Below are 13,880 nucleotides of genomic sequence, written 5' to 3'. Positions count from 1 at the left end.
TAACATTATAATTCATTTTAATCAAAAATTCAATTTAAAATATAGGATTCTTCAAATATTTGACATTATATAATACATAAAGTAATATATTATTATAATAATAAAAAATTAGGAGGGGCATATGGTACAGAGGTTGATGATATATAACTTAATCGTACTAACTTTTGATGCATTTACATATTTTTTTATGAATGAAAAATATAGAGGTTATTTAGGAATAAATGATTATATTAAATTATTTAGTAATCCGATGTATAGAAAAAGTTTGTTAACAAAAATTTTTATTGTAGATTTTATAGTGATACTTTTTTTTATATTATTTAATTAGATGGATTTTATTGAATTTATATAAAATATGTATTGATTTATGATGAAAAATGGTCTACAATATTAATATTGAAATTTTAAAATTTGGAGGAAAAATGTTAATTAGTAGAGAAGTTGATTACGGAGTAAGAATTGTACTTTTACTGTGTGAAGCAAATAGAAAAATGGATGCAAAGGAGATTTCTGAAATTTCAGGTGTTTCTATAAGATTTACACTAAAAATTCTTGGAAAATTAACTTCATCTGATTTAGTAGAATCATTTCGTGGTGCCAAAGGTGGTTATGTAGCAGCAAAGAAGCCTGAAGAGATAAGTGTATATGATGTTGTGAAAGTTTTAGAAGGTGGAGTAAAGGTCAATGGATGCTTTGAAGATAAAACAAGTTGCACGGGTTCTAAAATGGCTTTATGTGGATTAAGATGTAAATTAGAAGAAGTAAATTTAAAAATTAAAGAGGAATTAGAAAAAATAACTATGGATAAGTTAGAGAATTGCTCTGGATACACGGCGTAAATTTTATAAAATACGAATAAGAAGTAAAAGGGAGATTTTGGGAATGAAAATTTTAAAAACTAAAGGTGTTTGTGCAAAAGAGATTGGAATAGAATTAAATGGGGATATTATTGAGAAGATAGAATTTTTTGGAGGATGTGACGGAAACACTGTTGCTATCGAAAAATTAGTTGAAGGAATGTCTATAGAAGAAGTTATAAAAAGATTAGAGGGAATCGATTGTTCATCTAGAGGAACATCTTGCCCAGATCAGTTAGCTAAATTATTGAGAGAGCTAGTTTAGTAATTAATATAAAAATTGAAGTAAAAATAGAAAAGCTACTACCAGATTAAAAGTTTGGAGTGGCTTTTATTTTTAATTAAAGAATAAAAAATATGAAAAAGGGAGGATTTAATGAGGAAAGTAATGCAAATTTTAAAAAAGATAATAATCTTTTTGATAATCATAATAATTTTTATTCAATTTTTAAGAGCATATATTTATAATAGGGTTGCTCCTGAATTAAAAAAATGGCACGAAAAGAGTAGTTATAAGGAACCTGATTATAAAGAGTTTAAAACTATAGAAGAGTATTTATTAGCAGAGAATAGATTTTTGAAAGATGTATTTTCAGAAGTTGAAGTGAATTCAAAAGATAATTTGACAAGATTTTCAAAAAATGGAATATTATCCTCTTTAGATAAGGATGGAAACAATATCAACTCTTCATTTGAAATGATTCCTGAAAATATAAAGGGTGGTGTTTTACTTCTTCATGGATTAACAGATTCTCCATTTATGATGAGAGATATTGCCAAAATATTTTATGAGAACGGATATTATGTATTGGGTCTGAGATATAAGTATCACGGAACATACCCAGGAGAACTTGTAAAAGTTTCTCAAAAAGATTTTGAGGATGCAGCTATTTTTGGTTCAAAAATGATAAAAGAAAAATTGAAAGATATAAAAAATTCTGAATTTTATATGGTGGGGTTTTCAACTGGAGCAGCGGCAACTCTTCAGTATATAACGAGTAGTATTCGAGAGGATAAGGAATTGCCTAAACCCGAAAAAGTATTTTGGTTATCTCCTGCAATGGGAGTTTCACCAGCAGCAAAATTTGGATTTTTGGATTCATGGGTAAGCTTGATACCTTATTTTAAAAAGTTTCAATGGTTGGATATAAATCCAGAATACGATCCAGCAAAATATAACTCTTTTCCTAAAAATTCTGGAATTCAAGTTTATTATCTGATAAAGAAAGCTAAAATTAATTTTATGAAATTGAGTAAAAAAGAGAAAGCGGAGTTACCTCCAATATATAGTTACACATCTCTTGTTGATTCAACTGTTTTAGATAAAGATTTATATGATATTTTCTTTAAAATGGAAAATTCAGAAAATAAATTGGTTATATTTGATATAAATAGAAAGTTTGAAGAGTTTTTCAAACCTAATTTAATTAATCTTAATTTAAGAGATGAAGCACTTGATTTAGATTTTAAATTTAATGTCTCTTTTATTTCAAATTATAATACAAAAAAAGATGATATGGTTGGGATACTAAATTATTATCAAGGAAAGTTTTACGAAGAGAAGGATACAGGATTAAAATGGAATGAATCTAATTTTTCACTGTCACATGTATCTATTCCAATTTCACCAGAAAATTCAATTTATGGGAAGCATTCTATTTTAGGAGATTTAAAATTAAAAGGAGAAAATAATGCTCTTTATTTATCACCAAATCTTCTTTACAGAATTAGATATAACGAATTTTTTGAATATATAGAAGAGGATATAAAAAATACATTAAAAAAAAATAATTGAAATTTAGAACTCAAATTTTTGAGTTCTTTTTTTTGAATAACAATTATTTGACAAAGAAAAAAAAGTAAAGTATATACACATAGTAGGTAGCTATAATATGTTTTTAAAATTAGGAGGGAGATATGAAAAAACTTATCAACAATAAAGAAGACATTGTAAAAGAAATGGTTGAAGGAATGGTAAAAGCTTTTCCAAATGAGATTGAAAGTGTTAATGAACTGCCTATTATTATAAGAAAAAATAAAAAACAAGGAAAAGTAGCTTTAGTAAGTGGAGGAGGAAGTGGGCATGAGCCTTCACATGCTGGATTTGTTGGGTTTGGAATGTTAGATGGAGCTATAGCGGGGGAAGTTTTCACATCTCCGAGTGCAGATAAAGTTTATGAAGCTATTAAGGCTGTTGATAATGGAGAGGGAGTTTTACTTATAATAAAGAACTATAGTGGAGATGTAATGAATTTTGAAATGGCTGCAGAAATGGCTGAATTAGATGGAATAAAAGTGAATAAAGTTATTGTCGATGATGATATAGCAGTAGAGAATAGTACATATACGATAGGTCGAAGAGGGATAGCAGGAACTATTTTTGTTCATAAAATATTAGGTGCAGCAGCAGAAGAAGGATATTCACTGGATAAGATAAAAGAGTTAGGAGATAGGGTTATAAGAAATATAAAAACAATGGGAATATCCTTAAAGTCATGTACTGTGTTTACTACTGGAAAGAGTAGCTTTGACTTAGCTGATGATGAAATTGAAGTAGGATTGGGGATTCATGGTGAACCAGGAACGCATAGAGAAAAATTTCAAAATGCAGATGTACATGTAGATCATATTTTAGATAAAATTTTAGAGGAATCAAATATTCAAAATGAAAAAGTTGCTGTATTAATAAACGGATTAGGTGAGACAACATTGATAGAGTTATTTATAGTGAGCAACAGAGTTTCAAATGTGCTGAAAGAAAAGAATATTCATGTAGAAAAAACATTAGTTGGAAATTATATGACTTCTCTTGATATGGGTGGATTTTCGATAAGTATTTTAAAATTGGATGAAGAGAGTGAAAGGTTATTGAAATCAAAATCAGATACGATTGCACTAAAAACTTTTTAAGGAGTTTATGAGGATGGATATAATAAAAATAATAGATAGTATTGCTGATAAAATATTTGAGAAAAGGGATGAATTGAGTGAGTTAGATAGAGCTATTGGTGATAGTGATCATGGCGTGAATCTATCGAGAGGATTTCAAAAAATTAAGGAGGAGAGTTCTAGCTTTTCAAAGTTGAATTATTCTGAAATAGCAAATAAGATGGCTATGATATTAATATCTAATGTTGGTGGGGCTTCTGGTGCAATTTACGGAACAGGATTGATGAGGGTTGCTCAAAGTTTAAAAGGAGTAGAAGAATTAGATAGAGATAAAGTTGGAGTGGCTTTAGGGGCAATGGTTGAGGGGATAAAATTTAGAGGAAAGGCTATAGCAGGAGAAAAAACGATGTTGGACACTTTAGAACCTGTAGAAAAAATTTTTCAAGAATCTAAAGAGTTATCTATATGTGAATTTTTAGATAAAATAGAGGAAGTGGCTCAAGAGGGTATGGAGTCAACAAAAGATATGCTTGCCACAAAGGGAAGAGCTAGCTACTTAGGAGAGAGAAGTATAGGACACATAGATCCAGGGGCAATGTCATCGTATATAATAGTAAAAACAATATGTGAGAACTTAAGGGAGGAGTTTAAATGTTAGGATTTGTAATAGTTTCACATAGTAAAAAATTAGCTCATGAAGTTATAGAGTTGTGTAATGAAATGAAAAAATATGAGTTTCCTGTTGTTAATGGAAGTGGTACAAACGGAGAACATTTAGGATCAGATCCATTGATAATAGTTGAAGCTATAAAAAAAGCATATACAAAAAATGGTGTTGTGATTTTCGGAGATTTAGGAAGCTCAATACTGAACTCAGAATTAGCAATAGAATTTTTAGATGGAGATTATGATAAAAGTAAAATAAAGATTATGGATGCTCCTTTGGTAGAAGGGGTTATAATGGCGATGGCTATTAATGATGAAAAGTTGACAGTTCATGAATTGATCGAAGAGTTGAAGGATTTTAAAGTTATGAGTAAAATTTAGATATGGAAAAGTGTGGTTTTTAAAAGAACCACACTTTTTTATATTTTTTTAATATAAAATAGGATCAATTATAATTTTTTTTGTATAATTTTCCTTTTTATTTTCTTGAATTTTATCTAAAATCATATTTGCAGTAAGATTTCCCATCTCTTTTCTTGAACGAGTTATTATATTTATTTTTGGTGTCATCTTGAAAAGGTAATCAGGAATATCAAATCCTAAAATTTTATATGTATCATACAATGAAGAGTCAGTATTGTTTATAAAATTTAATACACCGATGGTCATAAAATTATTTAAAATTAAAATTCCATCGATATCGATTTCAGAATTAACAATATTTTTCATAGCAATAGTTCCACTTTCTATTTTCATATCCCCTTGAAATATAAGCTCGAAATTAAAGGGAATAGCATTTTGATTAAGGGCGTATTGATACCCTTCAAATCTATTTTTTATATTTTTTAATTCCAATGATCCTGGAATGACAGCGATGTTTTTACATCCTTTAGAAATAAGGAGTTCTGTAGCTAGAAATCCAGCATGAAAATCATTTAAAAACACACCTTCTAAAGGAAAATCAAGCTCTCTATCAAAAAGAACAACAGGAATTTTTGAGTCTTGTAGTAGTTTTACATTTTTTGCGGATTCCATTCCGTTGCTTACACAAAAAATAACACCGGCAGCTCCATTTTTAATAATACTTCTGACAATAATTTTTTCATTTTCAATATTTTCATCAGTGTCATAAATAGTTATTTGATAGCCTTGTTCTCTTAAAACTTTAGAAATCTCTTTAATTATTTCTCCGAAAAACGGGTTTTCAAAATCAGGAATTATGATAACGATATTATTTTCATCAGAAATTTTAATAAGATTATTTTTAGCTAAAAAAGCTTTGATTTCTTCTCTTTTTTTTTCACTAACACCAGGTTTATTATTAATTACTCTAGAAAGAGTAGCTTTTGAGACGTTTAATTTATCAGAAAGTTCTTGTAAATTCATAAAATTCCTCCACTAAAATATCGATTATTAATTATAATAGCTCATAAGTAACAAAAAAGCAAATTTATTTATTTCAAAACGAAAAATTTTTCTTTATTAAGAAAAATTTTTCTTAAATGCTATTGATTTTTTGAAATAATGTGGTATATATCTATTAAGAGGTTAAAAACGAAACAAAAAAAACTATATTAGGAGGAAAAGTTATGATTAAAATTAAAAAAATAGCTTTACTTGTAACAGTTGTAGCATCAGTATTTTTAGGATGTGGGAAAAAAGAAGGACAATCATCAAATAGTAGTGGAGTTGATGTAGGAGTTGCTATGCCGACAAAATCATCACAACGTTGGATTGATGATGGTAATAATGTTGTAAAAACCTTGACAGAATTAGGTTATACATCAAACTTACAATATGCAGAGGATGTAGTTGAAAATCAAATCTCACAAATAGAAAATATGATGACTAGAGGAGTTAAGGTTCTTATAATAGCTTCAATAGATGGAAATGCATTGACAGATGTGACTAAAAAAGCAGCAGATCAAGGAATAAAAATCATATCTTATGACAGATTAATAACGAACACACCATATATAGAATATTATGCAACATTTGATAACTTTAAAGTTGGTGTATTAGAAGGACAATATATAGAAAATGCTTTAGGATTAAAAACGAATCCAGGACCATTTACAATTGAATTATTCGGAGGATCACCAGATGATAATAATGCGTATTTCTTTTACGATGGAGCAATGTCAATACTTGAACCATATATAAAATCAGGAAAATTAATTGTGAGAAGTAACCAAATGGGTATGGATAAGGTTGCGACATTAAGATGGGATGGATCTTTAGCACAATCTAGAATGGATAACCTATTAGGAACTTTTTATACAGATGGAAAATTAGATGCAGTGTTATCACCATATGACGGGATCTCTTTAGGAGTAGTCTCATCTTTAAAAAGTATGGGATTTGGAAGTGGTGATAAAAAGATGCCTATTATAACAGGTCAAGATGCACAAATAGCTGCAATAAAATCTATAATTGCAGGAGAACAAACACAAACAGTATTAAAAGATACTAGTAAATTAGCTAAGGTAGCAGGAAATATGGTTGATTCGATAATGAAAGGAAAAGAGCCTGAAATAAATGATAGAACAACTTATAATAATGGCGTGAAAATAGTTCCATCATATTTATTAGAACCGATAAGTGTAGATAAAAATAACTGGAAAGAAGCAATAATAGATTCTGGATATTACACAGAAGATCAGATAAAGAACTAGATAAAAATAATAAAATTAGTTAAGGAGAGATTGATGAAAAGTAATTTTATCCTAGAAATGAAAAATATTACAAAAAAATTTAATAATATTAAAGCTTTAGATAATGTAAATATAAAAGTAAAAAAAGGGGAGATTCACTCAATTTGTGGAGAGAATGGGGCTGGAAAATCAACTTTAATGAAAGTTTTAAGTGGAGTTTATCCATCAGGAACATTTACAGGTGAGATATACTTTAATGAAAAACTTTGCAAATTTAATAATATTAAAGAGAGTGAAAAAGAGGGGATTGTTATAATTCATCAAGAATTAGCTTTAATGCCGAATATGACTATTGCTGAAAACATATTCTTAGGAAATGAGAAGAAGAATAAATTAGGAATAGATTGGAACACAACTATGAATGAAGCTATATCTCTCCTTAAAAAAGTTGGATTAAAAGAGGATCCAGGAAAATTAATTCAAGAGATTGGCGTAGGAAAACAACAATTAGTTGAAATAGCCAAAGCATTAGCTAAAGACGTAAAAATTTTAATATTAGATGAACCAACAGCAGCATTGAATGAAAATGATAGTGAAAATTTATTAAAATTATTAAAGCATTTACAAAAAGAGGAGGGGGTTACTTCAATAATGATATCTCATAAATTAAATGAGATTGCAGAAGTAGCAGATTCGGTGACGATAATAAGAGATGGAAAAACGATTGAAACTATAGTGGTAGAAAATCAGAATCTATCTCAAGATCGAATAATTAGAGGGATGGTAGGAAGAGATATAACTGATAGATATCCATCTAGAGAATCAAATCCTTCAGAAGTTTTCTTTGAATTAAAAGAATGGCAGGTAAATAGTAGATCGGATAAAAATAAAGAAATTTTAACAAATATAAACTTCCATGTAAAAAAAGGAGAGGTAATCGGGATAGCAGGACTTATGGGTTCTGGAAGAACAGAACTTGCATTGAGTATTTTTGGAGAATCATTTGGAAATAAAGTTCGGGGAATAGCATTAAAAGATGGAGAAAAAATAGACATTAGTACAATTGGAAAGGCTATAGATAATAAAATAGCATATATAACCGAAGATCGAAAAGGTGATGGTTTGATACTAGATGAATCTATAAAGTTTAATACGACTTTATCAAATTGGCGTGGAATCTCTAAAAAAGGAATATTGAATAATGAGGAAGAGATAGTAGTAGCTGAGGAGTTTAGAAAAAAATTGAGGATAAAGTCAAATGATATAGAGCAAAATGTGACTAATTTAAGTGGAGGAAATCAACAAAAAGTTCTTTTAGCAAAATGGTTATATACAGATCCAGATGTTTTTATATTAGATGAACCAACAAGAGGAATAGATGTTGGAGCTAAATATGAGATATATAGTATTATAAATGAACTTGTAGAAAATAAAAAATCGGTAATAATAATTTCCTCTGAAATGCCTGAACTTATAGGAATGAGCGACAGAATATATGTAATGAGCGAAGGGAGAATAAACGGTGAGATACATAAAAGTGAGTTTTCTCAAGAGAAAATAATGGAGTTAGCTATTTAAATATAATGGAGGTTTTATATGGAAGCTTTAGTTAAGAAAAATAAAAAAATGGAAAATTCAGAAGAGGTAAATATAAAGAAAGAGTTTAATTTAAAAAATGGAATTAGAAAATATGGAATGTTAATAGCATTAGCTGTAATAATGGTTTTATTTGCAATATTAACCGATGGAATATCTTTAAGACCATTAAATATAACAAATCTGATACTTCAAAATAGTTATATCTTAATTTTAGCAATAGGAATGTTATTGGTTATTATAACAGGAAATATAGATCTTTCTGTTGGATCAGTGGCAGCATTTATAGGAGCTATAGCGGGATATATGATGATCACTTTAAATATGAATTATATAGTAGCTATAATAATTTCTATAGGAGTTGGAGCTTTAATTGGAGCATTACAAGGAGCAATAATAGCATATATAAAAGTTCCTGCATTCATAGTAACCTTGGGTGGAATGTTAGTTTTTAGAGGCTTAACAATGGTAACACTTCAAGGGAGATCTTTGGCACCATTTCCAGATGGATTGAGAGCATTGAGTTCTAACTTTATAGTTGATATTTTTTCAGGGGTATCATTACATATGACAACAATATTGATAGGTGTAGTTTTTTCAATACTATATATAATAGTAGAGTTTAAAAAGAGAGGAGACAAAGTAAGGTACAATTTAAGCGTAGAAAATATAAACGTATTTGCTATAAAAATGTTAATGGTTGCATTGATGATAAATTTATTCACATACACATTAGCAGCTTATAAAGGAGTTCCAACAATATTGGTTGTTTTAAGTATTTTGACAATTCTATACAGCTACATAACTAGAAAAACAATTTTTGGTCGTCATATATATGCTATAGGTGGAAATGAAAAAGCGGCAAAACTATCGGGAATAAAAACAAAAAAAGTATTGCTGATGGTTTATGTAAATATGGGAATTTTAGCTGCAATATCTGGAATAGCTTTTGCAGCAAGATTAAATGCTGCAACTCCAAAAGCAGGGAACGGATTTGAATTAGATGCGATTGCAGCTTGTTATATCGGAGGAGCTTCAGCAAGTGGAGGAGTAGGAACAATAATCGGTGCAATAATCGGTGGACTTGTTATGGGAGTAATGAACAACGGAATGTCAATTTTAGGTGTAGGAATAGATTGGCAACAAGCTATTAAAGGGATTGTTCTTGTTCTTGCAGTAATTTTTGATATTTACACAAAATCAGGAAATAATGAAACTAAATAGGGGGAAGTAGTTATGAAAAGAAAAAATTATGTTATTGGAATAGATTATGGTTCTGACTCATGTAGATCAATAATTGTAGATGCAAATACGGGAGAGCAGATAGGTGGAGAGGTATTCGCTTATCCGAGATGGAAGAATAAAGAGTTTTGTACTCCAGAGCAAAATATATATAGACAGCATCCATTAGATTATATTGAAGGATTGGAGTTTGTAATAAAGAAGCCTTTGGAAAATTTACCAAAGGAGGTTAGAGAAAATATAAGAGGAATATCTGTTGATACGACAGGTTCGACACCGGTGGCAGTTGACGAAAAAGGAACTCCTTTAGCATTATTAAAAGAGTTTGAAAAAAATCCAAATGCAATGTTTGTATTATGGAAAGATCATTCATCAACAGAGGAAGCGGATTTAATAAATAAAACAGCTAAAAGCTGGGGTGGTGTGGATTACACTAAATATTCTGGTGGAGTTTATTCATCAGAATGGTTTTGGGCAAAATTGCTTCATATTATAAAAGTTGATGCGAAAGTTGCTGAAAAAATTTATAGTTGGGTTGAACATTGCGATTGGATACCGGCTTTATTGACAGGAGTAGATAGAGCTGAGGAGATAAAAAGAAGTAGATGTTCAGCAGGTCATAAAGCTATGTGGAACGAAGAATTTGGAGGACTTCCATCTGAAGAGTTTCTAAGACTCTTAGATTCAAGATTAGCAGATTTAAGAAAAAATATGTATACGAAGACATATACTTCAGAGGAAAAAGCAGGAGTTATTTCGAAGGAGTGGGCAAACAGGTTAGGACTTCCAGAGGATGTAGTAATCGGAATTGGTGCTTTTGATGCTCATATGGGTGCTGTTGGAGGACAGATAAAACCATATTCTTTTGTGAAAGTTATGGGGACTTCAACTTGTGACATATTGATGATTCCTAAAAATGAGATGGTGGGAGTTCTTGTTCCAGGAATTTGTGGGCAAGTAGATGGATCTGTTGTAGAGGGAATGATTGGACTTGAAGCAGGACAATCTGGATTTGGTGATATATACTCGTGGTTCAGAGAGTTACTTTTATGGCCAATTAAAAGCTTAGATATGTTTACAGAGGATCAGATTGAAGAGTATAGAGATCAAATGTTACCAATGCTAGAAAAAAAGGCTCTTGAGATAAACGCAAGTGAAAGCACAGTATTTTCTTTAGATTGGATGAATGGAAGAAGAACTCCTAATGCAAATCAAAAATTAAAGGGAGCAATTTCAAATTTAACTTTAGATTCTGATGCACCAAAAATATATCGTTCTTTAATAGAGGGAACGGCTTATGGAGCTAAGGCAATTGTAGATACGTTTATAGAAAAAAATATAAGAATAGATGAGATTATAGGAATTGGTGGGGTTGCTAAAAAATCACCTCTAATAATGCAAGTTATGGCAGATGTATTGAATAAACCTATAAAAGTTGCAGACTCACTTCAAACAGTAGCTTTAGGAGCGGCGATATTTGCAGCAAAAGTTTCTGGAGTTTATGAAAATATTCAGGATGCACAAGAAGTGATAGGAAGTAAATTCCAAAGAGAGTACTTCCCTATTGAAGAAAATGTAGAAGTGTATAAAAAATACTATGAAGAGTACAAACAACTAGGAAAACACATAGAAAATAGAGTTAACTGAGGAGGATTTTAATGTTAGAAGAGCTAAAAAAGCAGGTATATGAAGCTAATATGAGATTAAAAGATGAAAAACTTATAATTTTTACATGGGGAAATGTTAGTGGAGTTACACAAGATAGAAAGCATATGGTTATAAAACCAAGTGGTGTTGATTATGACTTGCTTACTCCTGATAAGATGGTAGTTTGTGATATGCAAGGAAATATTATAGAGGGAGATTTAAAACCGTCATCAGATTATAAAACTCATTTAGAAATATACAAGGCTGCTTCAAATGTAGACGGAGTTTGTCACACGCATTCGAAATGGGCAACAATTTGGGCTCAAAGTAAAAGAGAGATTCCAAATTACGGAACAACTCATGCAGATTATTTTCAGGGATATATACCTTGTTCAAGAGATATGAGTGAAGAAGAGATAACGTCAGATTATGAAGAGAATACGGGAAAGGTTATTGTAGAAACCTTAAAAGGTAAGGATTTTTTAAAAAATAAAGCAGTATTAGTTTCAAGTCATGGACCATTTACTTGGGGGACTTCAGCTAGCGATAGTGTTGACACGGCTATAGTTTTAGAAGAGATTGCTTATATGGCGAAATATACGGAAGATTTAAATCCAAAAATAGATTCGATAAATAAAGTTTTACAAAATAAACATTTTAATAGGAAGCATGGAAAAAATGCCTACTATGGACAAAAATAATGGATATCAGAAAAATATTAAATTAAAAATAACTAGGAGGCTACAATGAAAATTTGGTTTGTAACAGGAAGTCAACATCTTTATGGAGAAGAGGCACTGAAACAGGTGGCGAAGCAAGTCGAAGAAATTATAGATTATATGAATAATTCAAAGAGATTGGGATTAGAAATAATAAATAAAGGGATTGTTACGACCTCTGAAGAGATTGAAAATTTATTGAAAGAAGTGAATTTCAATAACAAATGTGGAGGAGTTATAACTTGGATGCATACATTTTCTCCGTCTAAAATGTGGATAAATGGATTGAAACAACTGAATAAACCGCTACTTCATTTTCATACGCAATATCACAGTGAAATTCCTTTAAATGAAATAGATATGGATTTTATGAATTTAAATCAAGCTGCTCACGGGGATAGAGAGCACGGATTTATTCATGCTAATTTAAAAACAAAAAGAAAAGTTATACATGGGTATTGGAAGGATTCTCATACTTTAGAAAGAGTAGATAATTGGATGACACTTTGTAAAGGAATTGGATTTTCAAACAGCTTAAAAGTTTGTAGATTTGGAGATAATATGAGAAATGTTGCAGTAACAGAGGGTAATAAAGTAAGTGCACAAATGAAATTTGGATGGGAGATCAACACATGGCCAGTAGGAGATTTAGTTAGATATATAGAAGCAGTTACAGAAAGAGAATTAGATGAGCAGTTAAAAGAGTATGAAAATAGATATACGGTAGATACTGATAAACTAGAGTCAATTAAATATCAAGCAAAATTAAATATAGCCATGAAAAAATTCTTAAAAGATAGAGGGTGTATGGCGTTCACAGATACATTTGAAGACTTACATGGAATGAATCAACTTCCAGGGCTTGCAACACAAAACTTAATGATGGATGGATATGGTTTCGGAGGAGAGGGAGATTGGAAAACGGCAGCAATGGTTTCAATTCTAAAAAATATGGTTGGGGAAAATAGTAAAACAAGTTTTATGGAAGATTATACATATCATATAAATAATGAAAGTTTAGTTTTAGGATCACATATGTTAGAGGTATGTCCATCTATTGCAGAAGGGAAACCATCGATAGAAGTTCATCATCTAGGGATTGGTGGAAAAGAAGATCCTGCAAGAATTGTATTTTCTGGGAAGACAGGAAAAGCAATTCAAGTAAGTTTGATAGAATTAGAGGGAAGATATAGACTTATAGCAAATGTTTGTAATGCGGTAAAACCTGTAGGAGATATGCCAAACTTACCGGTAGCGAGAGTTATGTGGCGACCGGAACCATCTTTAGAAGCTGCGTCTGAAGCATGGATTATTGCTGGAGGAGCGCACCATACTGCCATGACTTATGATGTGAGTGTTGAAACACTTAGAGATTTTGCTGATTATTATGACATTGAATTTGTATTGATAGATAAAACATTAAATTTAAATACTTTTAAAAGAGATTTGGAGTTAAATGAGCTTTTATTTAAATTAAAAAGTTTATAGGAGAAAAAATATGAAGATATTTATAGATACAGCGAATGTAAATGAAATAAGAGAAGCTAATGATATGGGGGTGATTTGTGGTGTAACTACAAATCCGAGCTTAATAGTAAAAGAAGGAAGAG

The 13,880-nt window shown here is 30.3% G+C and carries 15 protein-coding genes; 14 read left to right on the top strand and 1 reads right to left on the bottom strand.

The genetic code is table 11. The features are described 5' to 3' along the window. Nucleotides 1-121: 121 nt before the first annotated feature. From L992_RS08685 to dhaM, 7 genes are all read left to right on the top strand, one after another. A complete protein-coding gene (locus tag L992_RS08685; RefSeq protein WP_047384687.1) occupies nt 122-328 on the top strand; it encodes a hypothetical protein in 207 nt (68 codons plus the stop codon). A 94-nt stretch (nt 329-422) separates the two neighbouring features. Next, a complete protein-coding gene (locus L992_RS08680; RefSeq protein ID WP_047384684.1) occupies nt 423-839 on the top strand; it encodes an Rrf2 family transcriptional regulator in 417 nt (138 codons plus the stop codon). Nucleotides 840-882: 43 nt separating this feature from the next. Beyond that, nucleotides 883-1,122 carry a TIGR03905 family TSCPD domain-containing protein gene (locus tag L992_RS08675; protein ID WP_047384682.1) on the top strand — a complete coding sequence of 80 codons (240 nt, stop codon included), beginning with the start codon at nt 883-885 and terminating at the stop codon, nt 1,120-1,122. Between the two features lie 111 nt (nt 1,123-1,233). Further along, nucleotides 1,234-2,652, top strand: a complete 1,419-nt coding sequence (locus L992_RS08670; RefSeq protein ID WP_047395703.1) for a carboxylesterase — start codon at nt 1,234-1,236, stop codon at nt 2,650-2,652. A 122-nt stretch (nt 2,653-2,774) separates the two neighbouring features. Beyond that, on the top strand, nt 2,775-3,767 hold the full coding sequence (gene dhaK / locus L992_RS08665) for a dihydroxyacetone kinase subunit DhaK (protein ID WP_047384139.1): 993 nt from the start codon (nt 2,775-2,777) through the stop codon (nt 3,765-3,767). A 13-nt stretch (nt 3,768-3,780) separates the two neighbouring features. Next, on the top strand, nt 3,781-4,404 hold the full coding sequence (dhaL, locus tag L992_RS08660; RefSeq protein ID WP_047395700.1) for a dihydroxyacetone kinase subunit DhaL: 624 nt from the start codon (nt 3,781-3,783) through the stop codon (nt 4,402-4,404). Continuing rightward, nucleotides 4,398-4,793: a dihydroxyacetone kinase phosphoryl donor subunit DhaM gene (dhaM, locus tag L992_RS08655; protein ID WP_047384136.1), complete on the top strand. Its 396-nt coding sequence runs from the start codon at nt 4,398-4,400 to the stop codon at nt 4,791-4,793. The genes dhaL and dhaM overlap by 7 nt, the downstream gene beginning before the upstream one ends. 48 nt (nt 4,794-4,841) lie before the next feature. On the opposite strand, the gene L992_RS08650 is transcribed toward dhaM, so the two are convergent. Beyond that, nucleotides 4,842-5,798 (bottom strand): LacI family DNA-binding transcriptional regulator, encoded by a 957-nt coding sequence (locus L992_RS08650; RefSeq protein ID WP_047384134.1) that lies wholly within the window; start codon nt 5,796-5,798, stop codon nt 4,842-4,844. 203 nt (nt 5,799-6,001) lie between these two features. Between L992_RS08650 and chvE the strand changes: the two genes are divergently transcribed. From chvE to L992_RS13825, 7 genes are all read left to right on the top strand, one after another. Next, nucleotides 6,002-7,087 (top strand): multiple monosaccharide ABC transporter substrate-binding protein, encoded by a 1,086-nt coding sequence (gene chvE, locus L992_RS08645; protein ID WP_081982805.1) that lies wholly within the window; start codon nt 6,002-6,004, stop codon nt 7,085-7,087. A gap of 33 nt (nt 7,088-7,120) precedes the next feature. Continuing rightward, nucleotides 7,121-8,644, top strand: a complete 1,524-nt coding sequence (locus tag L992_RS08640; protein WP_047384132.1) for a sugar ABC transporter ATP-binding protein — start codon at nt 7,121-7,123, stop codon at nt 8,642-8,644. An 18-nt stretch (nt 8,645-8,662) separates the two neighbouring features. Continuing rightward, complete coding sequence (gene mmsB, locus L992_RS08635; protein ID WP_047384130.1) at nt 8,663-9,886, top strand: multiple monosaccharide ABC transporter permease; 1,224 nt, start codon at nt 8,663-8,665, stop codon at nt 9,884-9,886. A gap of 12 nt (nt 9,887-9,898) precedes the next feature. Further along, nucleotides 9,899-11,551 carry a ribulokinase gene (locus L992_RS08630; protein WP_047384129.1) on the top strand — a complete coding sequence of 551 codons (1,653 nt, stop codon included), beginning with the start codon at nt 9,899-9,901 and terminating at the stop codon, nt 11,549-11,551. 11 nt (nt 11,552-11,562) lie between these two features. Next, a complete protein-coding gene (araD, locus tag L992_RS08625) occupies nt 11,563-12,252 on the top strand; it encodes an L-ribulose-5-phosphate 4-epimerase AraD (protein ID WP_047384127.1) in 690 nt (229 codons plus the stop codon). A gap of 45 nt (nt 12,253-12,297) precedes the next feature. Further along, nucleotides 12,298-13,758 carry an L-arabinose isomerase gene (gene araA, locus L992_RS08620; RefSeq protein WP_047395699.1) on the top strand — a complete coding sequence of 487 codons (1,461 nt, stop codon included), beginning with the start codon at nt 12,298-12,300 and terminating at the stop codon, nt 13,756-13,758. A gap of 10 nt (nt 13,759-13,768) precedes the next feature. Continuing rightward, the coding region (locus tag L992_RS13825) for a transaldolase family protein (protein ID WP_304412949.1) at nt 13,769-13,880 on the top strand (112 nt) is incomplete at its 3' end.

This window comes from Cetobacterium sp. ZOR0034, from assembly GCF_000799075.1.
Classification (GTDB): domain Bacteria; phylum Fusobacteriota; class Fusobacteriia; order Fusobacteriales; family Fusobacteriaceae; genus Cetobacterium_A.
The sequence above is the reverse complement of the archived record's forward strand: the minus strand, read 5'-3'. Positions and strand labels throughout refer to the sequence as shown.